Genomic DNA, 17530 nt, shown 5'->3' with positions numbered 1-17530 from the left:
TTAAGATAGCAGTTCATTACTGTAAAATCAAAGATCAGCGCTTACATCCTTCCATTTTACCGCATTTTTCACAAAAAGTTCAAATAGAGACGATATGTTCGGCAACAACACCCGATAAACAGAATCATTCATTTGAGAAACGGCTCCAGTGCACGCCATGCATCGTCTTTTCCCGCACCGGTCACAGATGAAAAAAGAAGCAGAGGCTCGTCAGTTCCAAGGCCCAGATCATCAATGATCAGCTGCTTTTGCTGCCGATGCCGGTTTTTCGATACTTTATCCGCTTTTGTCGCGACCGTGACGATCGGGCGGCCGAAATAACTGAGATAATCATGCATCTGTCTGTCTTCTTTGGAGGGCGGATGGCGCAGGTCGACAAGGTGAACGACCGCACTCAGTTCGTTTCGCTGTGAAAAATACGCCTCAAGCATCTTCCCCCAGGCTTCTTTTTCCTTTTTTGACACTTTTGCATAACCGTATCCCGGCACATCGACAAAATAAAAAGAGCCGTTTATTTTAAAATAATTCAGTTTCTGTGTTTTCCCCGGCTTCTCAGAAATTCTGACCAAGTTGCGCCGGCCGAGCATTTTGTTGATAAAAGAAGATTTGCCGACATTTGAACGGCCTGCCAGTGCAATTTCCGGCAGTCCGTCCTTCGGATACTGTGCCGGTCCGACCGCACTGATCACGTATTCTGCCTGTCCGATTTTCAAAGATCATTTCTCCTTCCGCCGGTCTCCCCTTTTTAAAAAATATTAAAATTTGGGCGAAGCCCGGTCTCAGTCGGCCGAATCACTTATTTGCGCCGATCTCTTTTTTATATTAGCAAACCCGGCTTTGCCAAACCTTTAGTTCCGACAGAGCCTTTGCTGCGGGGTCCGGACGGCCCCATGGCGAACGGACCGCGGGATGCGGTGCTTCCGTTCGGCCGCTTATCCCAATAATCCGGTTGATGCTTTCTTCACCGTACCAAAAAGGGCGATGAGCAGCAGTCATCGCCCTTTTATCGGAAACAGATTGCTCGCGTCCGATATCCTTTTGCTCATGCAATCATTTTATCGCAAGTGATTTCAGCTGTCTATGAAGCGGGAGAAATGTCCGGTATTAATTTTGATTATCCGCAAAGCCGTCAACTGTCTTTCCGGACTCTTGAAGAGACGGATCGTGCCGAAAGCGAACGGTCAAGCAGCTGTGTCGAAAAGGAAGCATCCTCCTGTCCGTCCCCCGAACTCTCCCGAGGAAGCAGGGCCAGTTCAAGCACTTCCCGCAATGTATCGACAGGGATTACTTCGACTTTATCATCATGTTTCAGCGACTCCTGCATATTTTCTCTCGGAATGATGACGCGTCTTGCGCCCGCTTCGGCAGCCGCCTCGACTTTGGCCGTCACCCCGCCGACAGGTTTCACCTGTCCGTGAAGTCCCAGTTCGCCCGTCATCGCTGTTCGGGAATCCACCTTGCGCCGAAGAATAGCCGAGCAGACGGCCACCGCCATCGAAATGCCTGCGGACGGACCGTCGACCAGCGCTCCGCCGGGAAAATTGACATGAATGTGATATTTATAGGCCGAGAACCCCATTCTGTTTAAAACCGTCAGCACATTTTCAACAGACCCGCGCGCCATGCTTTTTCGTGTAACGGACCGTCCCGATGAACCCATTGTCTCCTCCTCGGCAATTCCTGTAATAGTCAGATTGCCGCCGTGGCGGCTCTTCACGGCAGCCGCCTCAACTTCAAGAAGCACGCCGCGCCCGGGACCGTACACCGCAAGACCGTTGACCAAGCCGATCTGAGGTTTCGTCTGAACCTTGTGATTCGGTTTCGGCACCATCCGGCTGGCATTGATCACCCATTCGATTTCGGCCAGACCGATTCTTTGCGCCTTTTTATTATGAGCGGTCGCCATTCCGGCTGCGATCTGCATCATATTGACGGCTTCACGTCCGTTTTTCGCGTACTCCGCTATTTTTTCAAGGCAAACCTGCGGCACCTCCAGATTGAGTTTGTCCGCCGCACGTTTGGCAATCAGCTGAATATCCGAATGGCTCAGTTCATTAAAGAAAATCTCGAGGCAGCGCGAACGAATGGCCGGCGGAATCTCTTCCGGACGGCGAGTGGTCGCTCCGACGAGCCGAAAATCGGCGGGAAGCCCCTTTTGAAAAATTTCATGGATGTAGGCCGGAATCTGACGGTTTTCTTCGCTATAATAAGCGCTCTCAAGAAATACTTTGCGATCTTCCAGTACTTTCAGCAGTTTGTTGAGCTGAATCGGATGAAGTTCTCCGATCTCGTCGATAAAAAGGATGCCGCCGTGGGCATGGGTGACCGCTCCTTCCTTCGGCTGCGGAATACCCGCCTGCCCCATCGCCCCTGCGCCTTGATAAATCGGGTCATGCACGGAACCGATCAGCGGATCGGCAATGCCCCGTTCATCGAATCTGGCCGTTGCGCCGTCCAGTTCGACAAAAGGCGCCGAGCTCTTAAAAGGGGAATCCGGATTCCGTTTCGCTTCTTCGAGAACAAGGCGCGCGGCAGCTGTCTTGCCGATCCCGGGCGGCCCGTAAATGATCACATGCTGGGGATTCGCACCGCAAAGGGCTGCCCTCAGCCCCTGAATTCCGTCCCTCTGCCCGATCACGTCCTCCATCGTTCTCGGCCGTATACGTTCAGACAGCGGTTCGGACAATGACAGACTGTTCATTTTTCTAAGTTGTTCCAACTCTTTTTTGGATTCTCTATCAATGGAAATTCTTTGTACACGCTGATTGTGCAGTAAATTCCAAAAATAAATGCCAATAATGGCTCCGAAAAAAATTTGAGTAAAGATCAGCAAAACCATCCAATTCATTTGTTTACCAGCCTCCCGGCAGGAGAGCGCTGTCCGGCCGCTCGCCGGTCGACAGCCGTTCCCGCTTCTTTTATAGCCCAGTATTTCCAAGCCCGGCGGGTGATAAACAAAAGTAAACAATAAAAACGGGACGTTTTCCCGGCTTTCGGAAAACGTCCCGTTAAACTTTCGCTTTTGTCAGACGTTCAGGCACTTTCTTTCGGCGATTCGATGTTTCTGGCAACGGTCGAACCGTCACTTAAAAGCAGAGTCGGCCGTTCTTTGCCGTCGACAGTCGCTTTCGTGATGACACATTTTTCAATGTCATCACGGGAAGGCAGCTCGTACATGACGTCCAGCATCATGCTTTCAATAATCGACCGCAGGCCGCGGGCCCCCGTCTTGCGCTCAATAGCCAGTTTGGCAATGGCCCGCAGTGCATCGTCTGTAAATTCGAGTTCAACATCGTCGAGCTCAAGCAGTTTTTTATATTGTTTAACCAGCGCGTTTTTCGGCTTGGTTAAAATATCGACCAGCGCATCTTCATCGAGCTGATTCAGCGTCGAAATAACCGGCAGACGGCCGATAAACTCAGGAATTAAGCCGAACTTCAGCAGATCTTCCGGCAGCACATGTTTCAGGGCATCGTCGTGCTCCATTTCCTGATTCTTCGCGCCGGTCCCGAAACCGATCACTTTCTTGCCCAGACGGCGTTTGATGATCTGCTCGATACCGTCAAAGGCACCGCCGCAAATGAACAGAATATTGGTGGTATCGATCTGAATAAATTCCTGATGCGGGTGTTTCCGCCCGCCCTGCGGCGGAACACTGGCCACCGTTCCTTCAAGAATTTTAAGCAGGGCCTGCTGAACGCCCTCGCCGGATACATCTCTGGTAATTGATGGATTTTCCGATTTTCTGGCGATCTTATCTATTTCATCGATGTAGATGATGCCCTTTTCCGCTTTTTCAACATCATAATCTGCCGCCTGGATCAGTTTCAGCAGAATATTCTCGACGTCTTCGCCTACATAGCCTGCCTCCGTCAGCGAGGTGGCATCGGCAATCGCAAATGGCACATTGAGAATGCGCGCAAGCGTCTGGGCCAGCAGCGTTTTCCCGCTTCCTGTCGGGCCGATCATCATGATGTTGCTTTTAGAGAGCTCGACATCGTCCGGTTTTTGCTTTGAATTAATTCTTTTATAGTGATTATAAACAGCTACAGACAAATTCTTTTTGGCATCATTCTGCCCAATGACATAATCTTCCAGAATGGCGTAAATTTCCTGCGGCTTTGGAATATCCTTAAATTCAACTTCCTCATCTGTCCCCAGTTCTTCTTCTACAATTTCCGTACACAGCTCAATACATTCGTCGCAAATGTAGACGCCCGGTCCGGCAACAAGCTTGCGGACCTGATCCTGAGTTTTCCCGCAAAAAGAACATTTCAGCTGTCCTTTTTCCTCGTTAAATTTGAACATGTTTTCACCCCTATTCATTCTATCTTTCATCGAAACCCCAGGCAAGAGCGAAGCACCCGGTCGAGTGTAAATTATTCACCCGAAAGAGACTAACCGTCTCATGAATGACTCCCTCTTCGCGCCATGAACCGGCAGACATCTCCGGGCCCTTCCGATGAACGGATAGGCAGTCGGATAATGCCGTCCGCTCCATTTTGTTTATCGTCATTCTGCCGTCCCGGCCGCCGCATTCGGTTTCCGAGAATGCTTCTGCCTGCCGGTCAGCAATTGCGTGCCCTGATATGAAACAGGAGGCGGCCGAACCTTTCTTCAAAGTCCGGCAGACACTCCGCGTTTCCGGTCTTCAGCCCGCCGATCGGCGGGCCTTCCATTGCAATTTCTTATGTAGGCATTGTAACATAAAAAAGCTCTCCCGATAAACTATATGCCCTTTCCAACAATTACGCGCCATCTGCGGAAATGATCCCGGATGACGGACGGAGCGTGGGTATTAATGATGAGTGGACAGACCCGTGATTTTGCCTGTCCACTCATCTTATGATTATTTATCTTCAGTATGCCTGATTTATTCTTTTTTCTCTGCTTCCGTTTTGTCGCTTTCTTCTGCCGCTTTCGAACGGCTGTTTTCAACAAGAAAATCAACGGTTTTCCGGAGCCGGACATCGTCCTTGATCACGTTTCCATTGCCGAAAACCGATTTCAGCTGATCGACGCTTAATTTGTACGTTTCGGCTGTTTTTTTCAGTTCTTCTTCTACTTCTTCATCCGTCGGCTCGATTTTTTCAGCATCGGCAATCGCCTCAAGCGTCAGGTTGGCGCGCACACGTTTTTCCGCGTCGTCTTTCATCTGATCGCGGAGCGCGTCTTTGTCCTGCCCTGAGAAGCCGGTATACATATCCATCGTCATACCCTGTGCTTTCAGGCGCTGCTCAAATTCACTGAGCATGTGGTCCTGTTCGCTGGAAATCATCACTTCGGGAACATTAATTTCCGCATTGTCGGCCGCCTGGGTTACGACACTGTCGCGCTTGCTGCTTGCCGCGTCCGCTTCTTTGTGTTCTTTCAGATGCTTCTTGATCTTTTCCTTCAATGCATCAAAGGTCTCAACATCATCGTCGACATCCTTGGCAAATTCATCATCCAGCTCAGGCAGCTGCTTTGATTTGATTTCGTGAACCTTAATTTTAAAAGTGGCTTCCTTGCCCTTCAATTCTTCAGCATGATATTCCTCGGGAAAGGTCACAACGACATCCTTTTCAGCGCCTGCTTTCAGGCCGACCAGCTGATCTTCAAAGCCTGGGATAAACGAACCTGAACCGATCTCCAAAGAGTAGTTCTCGGCTTTTCCGCCTTCAAAAGGCTGGCCGTCTACATATCCGTCAAAGTCAATGACAACCGTATCCCCCTGCTCGACTTCGCCGTCTTCCTTGACAACAAGTTCGGCATAACGTTCCTGCAGATGTTTGATCTCGTGATCCACGTCTTCATCTGTAACTTCCGTATCTTTTTCTTCGACTTCAAGCCCTTTATAATTGCCGAGCTTGACTTCCGGCTTTACCGTCACATCTGCCTTAAGGACGAGTTTCTTTCCTTTGCCGACCTCTTCCACATCGACCTGCGGTTTATCCACCGGTTCAATGCCCGTCTGATCAATTGCCGCGGAATAAGCATCCGGCAAAATAAAATTAATCGCCTCTTCATACAGCGCCTCAGCACCGAAGCGCTGTTCAAACAGCATCCGCGGCACACGGCCCTTGCGGAACCCGGGCACATTCACTTTTTTAACGACTTTTTTAAAAGCCTTGTCAAGCGCCTGGTTAAAGCTGTCGGCATCCACTTCAAAGGTCAGTGTACCCGTATTGCCCTCTTTTTTTTCCCATTTTGCTTCTACAGTCATTTATTCTTACCTCCAACATCTATCTTCATACTTTTTGCAACACGGCTTTTATCCGGTCTGCTGTGCAGCTTTCGCGCACCCATCCCTGCCCGCGGGCAGGGAATGCCCGTCAGCCTTTTTCTTGTAAAACAATGACAACCCTCATATTATAACATAAGAGTCATTCATGAAAAACGTATTGAATCAAATTATTATGGGTTTTCCCATGTTTCCCCATTTTCGATTTCTCTGACGGTCCTGCTGGCAGCCTGAAATTCTTCTTCTGAAACATCAAACAGATCAAGAATCCGGCCCTTTTCCCATTCTCCGTCGCCGGCCATGGCGGCACGGGCGGAAAAAACGGCGGCCCATACCTTGGCGGATGGAGGATTAAGCGGCTTCGGATAAGCGTTCATTGTGAAGAAACGTCCGACATCCTTGGCCAGATCCGCCAGGGTCGGGTTTTCGGAACTGAGTACGTCCTCGATCCGACTTTCAATCTGATCGGCGAATGTCTTATAAAGAAACTGGCCGTCGAATGTCACCTGGTAGACTTCTCCGAATTTGCTGACCTGAACACGGTCTGCCAGGCGGTTTTCTTTAATGACGCACATCAGCATCGTTTTAACTTCCGGATTTTGCTTTTCATCAAGCAGAAACCGCTTCATCTGCGGTAAATAACGATTGTCCAGCCGGCCGGCCAGTTTTCTGATCAGAAGCATCTGGGTTTTCGGATCGGCCTGTTCGATTGCCGGCCAGTCGATCGGTTCCGCCGGATGATGTTTCTCCGGGATCCCGCCCCTGCCCGGCCGGCGTTCCCCTTCGCCCGCATCCGTTTCGGCGGCCTGTTTCGGCTCGGTGATGCGAACTTCGCAAAAGTGCCTCATCTGGCTGAGAAATTCTCTCGTATCCGCAGCGAGATCTTTCCGCCTGTCCATTTGGCTGATTTTGTCGAGTGCGCCCCGGTAGTCTTTTTTTTCGATCAATATGGTCAAATACAGACGGAACACATCGTCATAGTGAGGGGCGCCTGCCTCCAGCAGCTGAGTCACAGCTTCTTCGGCCTGACGATAATCGCCCAGTTCAACCGAACAGATCGCCCAGCCGTACAGGCCTTTCAGATTGCCGGCATCCAGTTCCAGCAGTTTGCCAAACAGGGGACGGGCCTCGCCATAATGTTTTTCATCGACCAATGACATCGCCTTATTCAGAAGTCTGCTCTCCAGATCCGGAAGCATGACTACCTTCCCTCTTCGGCGAACCGGTTTTTCGTTTCTCTTCATTTCTCCCCGTCCCGTTCCGTTGGTCTTTGCTCTTAGAATATCAGTTTCCTCCCGGCTTAGCAACGATAAGCGAACATAGGCACAGGCCGGCCCCGCAGTCCGCACGCGCCGGGCTGTCTATAAGCTTTTTGCGGAACAGCCCGGCCTCTCTTTTTTGTCGGATCTGTTTGTTAATAGGCGCAACGGAGCGAACAGAGCCATCGATCCAGCACCAATCCAGCATTCACCGAATAACGGCCTGCGCCGAACCGGCTTCCTTACCGATAGGCCTTTAGGCTTCATCAAAAGAAAACGCCCACTCTCCGCGGCGGAAAACCGCTGTTTTCGTGCCGTCTTTTTTCACACCGTCGATGTCCAGTCCGGCCGATCCGACCATAAAATCTTCATGTACGATGCTGTCGTTGACGCCGGCGTGATCCAGCTGCGCGCCGTCCATCTTACTTCCGCCTTCAATGCAGGAAGCGTATGCCTTTCCAAGTGCCAGATGGCAGGAAGCATTTTCGTCGAACAGGGTATTGTAAAAAACAAGGCCGGATGCGGATACCGGCGACCGATGGGGCACGAGGGCTACTTCGCCGAGCCGCCGCGCCCCGGCATCGGATTCCAGAAGATGCCTCAGCGCTTCTTCCCCTTTTTCAGCTTTAAAAGCAACGGCTTTTCCATCTTTGAACGTCAGCGAAAAATGATCAATGATCTGGCCGTCATAATTTAAGGGCATTGTCGCGGCAACCGTGCCGTTCACGCCTCTTTTATGCGGCATTGTGAACACTTCCTCCGTCGGAATGTTTGCGTTGAACTCCACGCCCGTTTCGGCCGGGCTCGAACCGCCGTTCCAAATATGCCCTTCAGGCAGATCAATGGTCAGATCCGTGCCCTCCGCTCTGTAAATAAGCTGTTTAAACTGCTGCCGGTTTAAAAAATCCCGGACAGCGTGCAGCGCTTTATTATGCTCTTTCCATGCGGCTTCCGGATCGTCACGGCCTGTGACGCGGCTGATGCGCAGAATTTCCTCCATTAATCGTTCCTGCGCCTCCGCGGCAGGTTTTCCCGGAAACACTTTTTTCGACCAGGCAACCGTCGGGTAAGCAATGAGCGACCATTGTATTTTGTCTTTCATCAGAAATTCCCGATACCGAGAAAGCCCTTGTCCCGCCGCCTTCATATACGCGGCCGACCGGGTTCCGTCCACATCTTTCAGCAGATCCGGATTCGGTCCGTAAATATTCAGAACGGCATAGTTGTCCTGTACTGATTCGTTGCGCACAGCAAATTTCCACGACGGGATATGCTCCAGTGCGTCAAGCGGCGCGTACCGGAAGCGAAGAAGCGAGGTCGCATCGTCCGTCCAGTCGACAAAAACGTCCCTGGCACCCGCTTTATAAGCCGCTTCCGCTACAAGATCGGCGAATCGGGAAGCCTCGACCGGTGCGGTTAGCAAAAGCCCCTGCCCTTTCTGCAGATTCACGCCTGTTTTGATCGCCAGTTCAGCAAATCTTTTGAGCCCTTCCTCAAATTTTTTCATTATATTTCCCTCCGATATAAAAATGACGTTCGATCAGTTTGGAACCAAAACAAAAGATCTTTCGCCGCAGCTGCGCGGCCGATGCAACGCCTTAAGCCGCTGTGCCCGTGCAGCATGCCTCACGGATCATGTGAAATGACTGCCTCGTGAAAAAGCCCGGTGCCCATCGATGCAGCGTCCTGATCTCATGATTTTCTCTTTGTCCTTTTCATCACGGACCCATCTGATCGTTTCATTATACTCGTCTCACCGATTGCTGAAAAACTCCGTCAGCCGTTTCAAAAAGCAAAAGGGAACATATGTTTTATTTTCCAGTAATAAAGAAACGTATGTTCGTGTATAATAAAATTGGACTTAGAAATGGGGGACATCAATGGAGCGGATCATTTTTCTCATCGACATGCAGACCTTTTATGCTTCATGCGAAAAGGCCGACCACCCGGAGTTCAGAGACAAACCGCTGATCGTAGCCGGCGATCCGAAGCGAAGAAGCGGCATCGTGCTCGCGGCCTGTCCGCTGGCCAGGGAATTCGGCGTCACGACGGCGGAGCCGCTTGGCCAGGCGCTGAAAAAGTGCCCGCACGCCGTTATCCGGCGGCCGCGAATGCAGCATTATATAGACGTCTCCGTTCGAGTGACCCGCCTTCTGAAGCAATTCACGGATCTCGTCGAACCTTATTCTATCGACGAACAGTTTGTCGATATGACAGGCAGCCTGCATTTCTACAAATCCCCGCTTGCGATGGCCGAACAGATTCAGCGGTCGATAGCAAAAGAAACAGGTGTGCGTGCCAGAATCGGTATCGGCCCTAATAAAGTCCTGGCGAAAATGGCCTGCGATCATTTCGGAAAGCATAACAAGGCCGGTATCTTTGAACTCAATCGCAGCAACATCGAGCACTGTCTCTGGCCGCTGCCGATCGGTGAATTGTTCGGTGTCGGTCATCGCATGGAACAGCACTTGCTCGGTATGGGCATCCGCAGGATCAGCCATCTGGCCAACTTTCCGATCGGCCTTCTGCGAAAAAAATGGGGCGTGAACGGCGAGCTGCTTTGGATGACCGCCCGCGGCATCGACACCTCCCCGGTCTCTCCAGGAACATTCGGCGAACAAAAAGAGATCGGCCACCATATGACTTTGCCGTATGATTATGCAAATATTAAAGACATCCGTGTCATTCTGCTGGAACTCAGCGAGGAAGTCGCCTACCGGGCGCGGGCAAGAAAGTACAGAGGCCGCGTCGTTTCCGTCGCTGTATCCGGCGTTTTTGAACGGCACAGCGGTTTCCATCGGCAAATCAGGCTGCCCTTTGCGACTCATTTCGGCATGGACATTTACCGGGCGGCCGACCGCCTGTTCACCGAAAGCTGGGACAGGCAGCCGGTGCGCGGCGCCGCCGTAACTCTTTCCGATCTGCAGCCCGCAGGCAGCTATCAGCTTGACCTGTTCGCGTGTCTTGAGAAAAAAGAGAGACTCAGTGCCGCCGTCGATGCCATTTATCGAAAATACGGAAAAACGGCCATTTTCCGGGGACCCTCATTGATGCCGGCCAGTCAGCTCCGGGCACGCGCAGACAAAATAGGCGGCCACTACAAATGATGAAAGCCGGCCGAACCGTATCGGAAATGCAAACCGTTCCTTTTTCAAATGGAATACAACACACACGGAACTCCATTCAGACAGCACGCACTTCTCCGGACCGTTTCTAAAAAAAGCTCCGTCTGTCTTCTGCGGGCACGGACAGACGGAGCTTTTCTCTTCATGTTTACAGCGAAGCGCGGAGAATATCCAGCGTATCTTCTTTATTCAGTTTTTTGAACTGGCCGAATTCACCTCTTGCCATCGCACGTTCGGCGATCAGATCCACTTTGCTGCCGTCGATTGAATAGTCGGCGAGACGGCTCGGCGCGCCGATGCCTGTCCAGAATGCTCGCAGCGCTTCAATCCCGGCAAGAGCTATTTCACGATCCGTTTTCCCCTGCGGGTCGACATGGAAGACGCGCTCGGCAAGCTGCTTGAAGCGGCCGACATTAACATCCAGATTGTGCTTCATCCAGTTCGGGAAGATAATGGCCAGCCCGCCGCCATGGGGAATGTCATAGACAGCGGAAACGGCATGTTCGATATTGTGCGACGCCCAGTCGCCGGCAAATCCCATCGATACCATGCCGTTCAGCGCCATCGTCCCGCAGTAAAGAATCGTCTCGCGAAGCTGATAATTTTCAAGATCGTTTACGAGCTTCGGTGCCGTCTCAATCACCGTCTGCAGAATGGATTCGCACAGGCGGTCCTGCAGCGGCGTATGCGTCGTCTGATGAAAATAGTGTTCAAAAACATGTGCCATCATATCGACCATGCCGTAAATTGTCTGATTTTTCGGCACGGAAAACGTGAAGGTCGGGTCGAGAATGGAGAAAGACGGATAAGAATAAGCAGAGCTCCACCCATATTTTTCATGAGTGTCCCAGTTGGTGATCACCGAATTGGGATTCATCTCGGAACCGGTTGCCGCCAACGTCAGCACTGTTCCAAACGGAAGGGCATCATGCACCGTTTTTTTACGCGTTACAAATTCCCACGGATCGCCGTCGAACTTCGTGCCCGCAGCAATCGCCTTCGTACAGTCGATGACGCTCCCGCCGCCGACTGCCAGCAAAAACTGGATATCCTTTGTCAGACAGATATCGATTCCTCTTTTTACAGTTGTCAGCCGCGGATTCGGTTCAACGCCCGCCAGTTCGGACACTTCGGCATGAAGCCCGTCAAGAATCTGTTTCACCTGATCATAAAGGCCCGTCCGTTTGATGCTGCCGCCGCCATAAACAAGCAGCACTCTTTTGCCGTATTTCGGAATCTCCGTTTTCAGCTGTTCGAGCTGTCCCCTGCCGAAAATCAGCTTCGTCGGATTGTAATAAACAAAATGATCCATAGTCCATCGCCTCGCTCATAAAGTTTAGAAAATTTTTTCAGGAAAAGGGTCCGGAACAAAACGGTCCTGTCCCATTTATTATAATATACTTGAATTTTTTCGGTGCATCTTTCAGGAACCCGCCGCCGAAATTAACCGTCATGACGGCTGCTCAGTCCGGAAAATCATTGCGGATTTCCGGTGCTGTTTTTCCTTTACAGCGATGCATTTCAGGAGTACGATAGCTTCGTGAAAATAAATGATTCACTGAATTCTGCGGGAAAGGGAGAAAAAGACGACTCTGGAATGCTTTCCTGCGGCCTTTTTATCGCCGGACATTTCGTATACTTTATCGTGGATGAACGATCACATTGCAGTCTTGAAAGGAGCTCGGAATATGAATGTCGCTTTTTTCATCACGCCAAAAAGTGAATGCAAGTATGTATATGATTATTGGACCATGAGACAGGCTATGGAAAAAATGGAGCATTACCGCTACACATCCGTCCCGATTTTGAACAAAAAAGGACATTACGTCGGTACGCTGACCGAAGGCGATCTCCTGTGGAAGCTGAAAAACAGCGGTGACCTTGATTTCAGGCATACCGAATCCGTTATGCTGAAAGACGTCCCATTATATACCGATGTAAAAACTATATCTGTGGACGGCGAAATGGAGAATATGATCGATACGTCCCTTTCCCAGAATTTCGTTCCCGTTGTGGACGATTTCGGAATATTCATCGGGATTATCAAGAGAAGAGATATTATCGCCTATTTGTCGCGGATAATAAAAAACAGGAACGATTCAGGCGCAACAGTCTAAAAACAGTAGCTGAATGACTTTAAAAACAGCCGGCGGCTGATCATCTCCCGGAGTTTGAGGAGATGATCAGTTTTTTTCGCCGCTTTTACAGGCTATTTTTATCATTTTTTGCGTGCATTTATTATAATGAATGCGTGATCAAAAAATCAGCATTGGATGTGTGCCCATTGCCCTTTTCAAGTTATCGATTCATTCAGAACGGACTTTCACTGCTCCTCGCTTTGTTTCTGATTTGTCTTTCCGTTCAGCTGACCCTTCTGTTCAAACCGCTTTACTATTTCGACATTCAATACTTAAATATCCCCGTACAGTCGCATCTCAGCCGGGTAAGAATCGTTGAAAACTATAATTATATGATCGATTATCTGCTGAACCCGATGCCTCAGACTTTCCATCTGCCGTCACTCTCCTACTCGCAGCACGGGCGTATTCATTTTGAGGATGTAAAAAGAATTTTTACAGGGATCGATATTCTTCTGCTCGTTACAGGCATTGCCGGAGCCGCCGGCTTTTATTCCAACATTAGAAATAAAGACTTTCACTTTTTAAAAACGACAGCGGTTGCCCTGATCCTTTTTACGATCGTTCCGCTGACCGCTTTTTTCCTTGATTTCAACGATTCATTTATCCTCTTTCACAAACTGTTTTTCAGAAATAACTACTGGATTTTTAACGCGGCGACGGATCCGGTAATCACCATTCTGCCTGAATCCTTTTTCTTCCACGCAGCTATGATGGTTCTCGGGTTGATTCTCGCTGCCGTCCTTCTGCTCATGATCGCCTATAAAACACTGACCCGGAAAACACGCGGGTGATCGATGCTGCAGCGTACAGTACCCGCCGATCCGCGGCAGAATCATCGTTTCAAAAAAAAAAGAGCCCCAGGCGAGGGCTAAAAAAAGAGGCTTAAAATAAAAAGAGACATGATTTGCCTTATCAGGCTCTTTTAGCATAATCCGCTTTTCTTAAAAAATACTTAAAAAAAAGCAGCAAAAAAAGAGAAAGAGCGTTCAAATTTCTCAGAAATAAGAGGGGCGGCCGGACCTCCCGATGTTCGGACGGCGAATGGAAAAACATCTTGACGCTCCGAACCTTAAGCAAGCTTTTTTTAAAGAACACATTTCTTCCTGGGTGAATACCCTGTTCATGACAAAGGAGGAATGTGAAGATGAATGAAGAAGCCGGACAGTTTTATGATTATCGGGATGTAAACAGCAATTTGACCGGCAATTATCCGACAAACTATCCGATGGGAGAAAACACGGGCCATCATCATCCTCATGACCACAAACAGATAAAAGATTTGTGCGAAAAACACATTAATTATTATGTTATGGGCCATTTAAAAGACGGAAGAGTGATCGAAGGAATCATCCTCAGCGTCGATCATGAAGCAGTAACCATCCTGGTTGCCGAAAAAGACAATCACAAAAGGGAAGAGGAGGATACCAGACAGTTCGGGCGCTTTCCCGGATTCGCCCGTTTTTCTCCCTTTCGCGTTCCCTTTCCCCTTTTCGGGTTTCCATTCATTACACCTTTTTGGTTCCCGTTTTGGGTCTGAAAGAATTTATATTTGCCCGGAAAACCCGGGCTTTTTTTGTTATATTACACTTTCTGTACAGGCTTTCCGGGGATGTTCAGCAACCATGCGGCGGGATCATTGTATCCTTTCTCCGAAGGATGAGGCCGGGGCGGTTTGTCCGTCCCTGCAGGCTCCCCGGCATTGCCTCGTAACCATGCGGCAGATCCGTTTGTATCCTTTCTCCGAAGAATGAGACCGGGGCGGTTTGTCCATCTCTACAGGCTCCCCGGCATTGCCCCGCAACCGTGCGGCAGATCCGTTTGTATCCTTTCTCCGAAGAATGAGAACGGGGCGGTTTGTCCGTCCCTGCAATGCATAAAGAGCCATTCAGGCGGGCATTTTTGACTGTGCCGGCAGGAAGTTTCGGCATTCGGCGATGGTCCGGCCTCTCCTGTTATCATGAGCCGTATTTTCTTAGACAAATGGAGGCTGAATCGATCATCCGCCTGTAAATGGGCATTTAATCCGTTCCGCTTCCGTCCATCCGCTCATATACTGCATCAACATGTAAGAGAAGGAGGTGTCGCTAATGGGGGCTCCTGTTGCTGATGGATACGGATACGGCGGAGGTTACGGCAATGGATTCGCGCTGCTTATCGTTCTGTTTATTTTGTTAATTATTATCGGCGCTTCGTTCTGGTATTAATCCACGAACGCCGACAAATTCAAACCCATTTTCAGCCATTCACCTTCTTTTGGGCAAACAGGGCATCTCAGCATCGAAAAATCGATTGATGGGACGCCCTGTTCTATTTCATCAACATGGATCAATCAAAAATCCGCGCAATCAGCCGCTCCCTTCCTTCATCGCCGGATACCGTTTTTCAGTGCCATTCACCCGCATCCACGGATCTTTATCAGCCAGAAAATATATCGCTGTCCGGCCCGTTTTATGCGCTGCTTAGCGAAAACGGCCATTTTATATCAATCTTTTCTCATTCCTATAATTTCTGATAATTTCTGATGAAAATCAAAAATCCGACCGTCGGAAAGCCTGACGACGCTCCGGACATTGCAGGGAAAACAAAGTTCCTTGATATGTTCTTTTAAGCACTTTATCAATGTCCATTGTAAAAAGTGAACCTTCATTTTATTATAAACAAGTCATCACACGCTTCACTTACTTTATTCCAAGCATATTATCGGTATTGTTTCTTAACAAATTTGTAGGCAATTAGGCACATTTATCTAGGTCTTTAAGGTGCTAATATACCTATAGGGCAAATTTTACGAAAGTAAAAGACGCAAAGCCACGGACCTAAAGTAGTATTTTGCCAGGGCAGCCGGGCTGCCGGGAATTTTTCCTGCACAATCAACTGAATGCTCTTTTCTAATTTGCCTTACATTTAGAGAGAGGAAATTCAAGATTGAAAAAAACCGTTCTCATTGTCGATGACTCCCATTTTATGAGAAATTATTTAAAAAACATATTAAACAGCGACACTTTCCGTGTGATCGGTGAAGCCGCCAATGGCTGTGAAGCCGTTCGCCAATATATGAAAGTCCGTCCTGATGTTGTCTTAATGGATGTGACAATGCCGATCCTAACCGGAATTGAAGCCCTGAAGAAAATAATCGCATTCGACGCAAAAGCAAACGTTGTCATGTGTTCATCCATAGGAAGCCGCTTAGCGATCATACAAGCCATTAACATCGGCGCCAGAGATTTTATCGTTAAACCCTATCTTCACAATCTAAATAACGTTTTGGCAAATACGTTCAAATGAATAATTTTCATTCTGCGATAGCCCCATCCCCACGTGATTCTTCCGTCCTGCGGCGGGCTGCCAGCGTCCGCTTTCAGTGCGGTGAGAAGATGGAAGCCGCAGTGCGGTAAACATACCCTTCAGCAGCACTTAAAAAATCGGCAGGAAACAGTGCAAAGCCAACAGCTGCGTATATGCGTATCATCGAAACAGATTTCAGACCCGGCGCGTTCCGATGCCGGATCCTGCTTTTCAGCATGGCGGAATCGCAGCCGCCGATAGCATAGCTAATTTTAAGAGCAGATGAGCAGGGAGGATATGCCGCCCTGAATAGGCATAATAGTCATCAATAGTGTTTAAACAAAGCAGGTCAGACACCTATGGCGGCCGCCGATCATACAATAACTCTGTGTTAAAAATTCCGGAAATGGAGTCATGCTTATGGTAACGTCTTATATGGACTATACGTCCCCTGATGTCGAATACTTTTTCGACATTAATAGAAACAGACTTAATACACGTAACGCAGAGAATTTTATTAATCGTTTGGGCCGGGACAATCTTAACACGCTAGGCAACACATCGCTTCTTGACATTTATCTAAGCCGGGGACATGTGATTGAACCCCACTATCATCAAAATGCGTCGGAGCTTGTCTATTGCATCTCCGGATCGGCCATCGTGTCGTTGATTAATCCCTTTACCAATCAAGTCGCAAATATACCCATCGCTCCCGGTCAAGTTGCAAATATCCCGCAAGGCTGGTGGCACTGGGAAATTGCTTCGCAAAATAAAACCCATTTACTCGCTATTTTTGATGCTCCTTACCCGGAATATATATTCGGATCAGACCTTTTAACAAAGACCCCGATTGAAGTGCTCGCCCATACGTACTGCCTGGATCCTCATCTGCTTAAGCAGGCCCTGGCCCCTTTGCAGGGACCATCCATTGTTATCGGACCGACTGATGAATGTCTGCAGTCAAACATTTACGGCCCAAAAAAATCAAACTCACACCCGCTGCCGAAAGATCACAATATGCCGCAGAATCCATACGCTCAAGATTCAAGATACAGCTACTGAGCATTTTCCTTCTTCTGTGAACGGTCCACTTTCTCCCCCCACTTTGCCGGCTATCTCCGCAAGCGGTTTTTTTTCGTACATTTTATGATGCACCGTTTCCTTTTTTTGCATAGCATTTTTTTCGTTCAATAAACCAAAATAATTCCGGGGGTGAGAATCAACATGAGAAATGGCAATAACTTTTGGCCGTTTTTAGCAATTTGCGGAGCAGCTACAGCAGCTTTTATTTGGTTGAGAAATGGTCAGAACAATGTGCCGCAGTGGGTCCGGCAGCCGATGCGGCAGATGAACAAAACAGCGCAGCGATTTGCCGGGGCTTTCAATCCTCAGGTTTGATCATTCAGAACACCGCCATATGAAGAGGCTGTCTCAAAAGCCCTGTTAAAACTCAAGAACCGGAGAGAAAATTTGTAAAAAAATTTCTCTCCGGTTCTT

At 49.1% G+C, this 17530-nt stretch carries 14 protein-coding genes and 1 riboswitch; of the genes, 7 read left to right on the top strand and 7 right to left on the bottom strand.

Features of this window, described 5'->3' with window-relative positions; genetic code table 11:
- Positions 1-128 precede the first annotated feature (128 nt).
- The 6 genes from yihA to Q6A92_RS15010 all read right to left on the bottom strand — a co-directional run bounded on the left by yihA (position 129) and on the right by Q6A92_RS15010 (position 8989).
- Positions 129-713, bottom strand: coding sequence for a ribosome biogenesis GTP-binding protein YihA/YsxC (yihA, locus tag Q6A92_RS15035; protein WP_274398112.1), 585 nt, complete (start codon positions 711-713; stop codon positions 129-131).
- A 416-nt stretch (positions 714-1129) separates the two neighbouring features.
- Entirely contained in the window at positions 1130-2848 is a 1719-nt protein-coding gene (gene lonB, locus Q6A92_RS15030; RefSeq protein ID WP_274398113.1) for an ATP-dependent protease LonB, read from the bottom strand.
- 185 nt (positions 2849-3033) lie between these two features.
- The gene (gene clpX / locus Q6A92_RS15025; protein WP_274398114.1) at positions 3034-4308 is read right to left on the bottom strand and encodes an ATP-dependent protease ATP-binding subunit ClpX; all 1275 of its coding nucleotides are present in this window, start codon (positions 4306-4308) and stop codon (positions 3034-3036) included.
- 565 nt (positions 4309-4873) lie between these two features.
- On the bottom strand, positions 4874-6205 hold the full coding sequence (gene tig / locus Q6A92_RS15020; RefSeq protein ID WP_274398115.1) for a trigger factor: 1332 nt from the start codon (positions 6203-6205) through the stop codon (positions 4874-4876).
- 191 nt (positions 6206-6396) lie between these two features.
- Positions 6397-7467: a tetratricopeptide repeat protein gene (locus tag Q6A92_RS15015; RefSeq protein WP_274398116.1), complete on the bottom strand. Its 1071-nt coding sequence runs from the start codon at positions 7465-7467 to the stop codon at positions 6397-6399.
- 271 nt (positions 7468-7738) lie between these two features.
- The gene (locus Q6A92_RS15010; RefSeq protein WP_332238595.1) at positions 7739-8989 is read right to left on the bottom strand and encodes an aminopeptidase; all 1251 of its coding nucleotides are present in this window, start codon (positions 8987-8989) and stop codon (positions 7739-7741) included.
- Between the two features lie 373 nt (positions 8990-9362).
- Here Q6A92_RS15010 and Q6A92_RS15005 point away from each other — a divergent pair, with 373 nt between their 5' ends.
- The gene (locus Q6A92_RS15005; RefSeq protein WP_332238594.1) at positions 9363-10589 is read left to right on the top strand and encodes a DNA polymerase IV; all 1227 of its coding nucleotides are present in this window, start codon (positions 9363-9365) and stop codon (positions 10587-10589) included.
- A 166-nt stretch (positions 10590-10755) separates the two neighbouring features.
- Here the strand turns inward: Q6A92_RS15005 and Q6A92_RS15000 are convergent, their stop codons facing one another.
- A complete protein-coding gene (locus Q6A92_RS15000) occupies positions 10756-11919 on the bottom strand; it encodes an iron-containing alcohol dehydrogenase (protein WP_332238593.1) in 1164 nt (387 codons plus the stop codon).
- 376 nt (positions 11920-12295) lie between these two features.
- Between Q6A92_RS15000 and Q6A92_RS14995 the strand changes: the two genes are divergently transcribed.
- The 6 genes from Q6A92_RS14995 to Q6A92_RS14970 all read left to right on the top strand — a co-directional run bounded on the left by Q6A92_RS14995 (position 12296) and on the right by Q6A92_RS14970 (position 17095).
- Complete coding sequence (locus Q6A92_RS14995) at positions 12296-12724, top strand: CBS domain-containing protein (protein WP_274398120.1); 429 nt, start codon at positions 12296-12298, stop codon at positions 12722-12724.
- 167 nt (positions 12725-12891) lie between these two features.
- Positions 12892-13539 carry a TIGR01906 family membrane protein gene (locus Q6A92_RS14990; RefSeq protein WP_332238592.1) on the top strand — a complete coding sequence of 216 codons (648 nt, stop codon included), beginning with the start codon at positions 12892-12894 and terminating at the stop codon, positions 13537-13539.
- A 353-nt stretch (positions 13540-13892) separates the two neighbouring features.
- Positions 13893-14285 carry a hypothetical protein gene (locus tag Q6A92_RS14985; RefSeq protein WP_274398122.1) on the top strand — a complete coding sequence of 131 codons (393 nt, stop codon included), beginning with the start codon at positions 13893-13895 and terminating at the stop codon, positions 14283-14285.
- Between the two features lie 550 nt (positions 14286-14835).
- On the top strand, positions 14836-14952 hold the full coding sequence (locus tag Q6A92_RS14980) for a YjcZ family sporulation protein (protein ID WP_274398123.1): 117 nt from the start codon (positions 14836-14838) through the stop codon (positions 14950-14952).
- Between the two features lie 563 nt (positions 14953-15515).
- Positions 15516-15602, top strand: a riboswitch (cyclic di-GMP riboswitch).
- Between the two features lie 71 nt (positions 15603-15673).
- Positions 15674-16033: a response regulator gene (locus Q6A92_RS14975; protein WP_332238591.1), complete on the top strand. Its 360-nt coding sequence runs from the start codon at positions 15674-15676 to the stop codon at positions 16031-16033.
- 420 nt (positions 16034-16453) lie between these two features.
- Positions 16454-17095, top strand: coding sequence for a cupin domain-containing protein (locus tag Q6A92_RS14970; RefSeq protein WP_332238590.1), 642 nt, complete (start codon positions 16454-16456; stop codon positions 17093-17095).
- The last annotated feature ends 435 nt before the right edge of the window (positions 17096-17530 follow it).

Source organism: Sporolactobacillus sp. KGMB 08714 (assembly GCF_036598985.1).
In the GTDB taxonomy this organism is placed as follows: domain Bacteria; phylum Bacillota; class Bacilli; order Bacillales; family Sporolactobacillaceae; genus Sporolactobacillus.
This window is presented reverse-complemented; position numbering and strand designations above follow the sequence as displayed.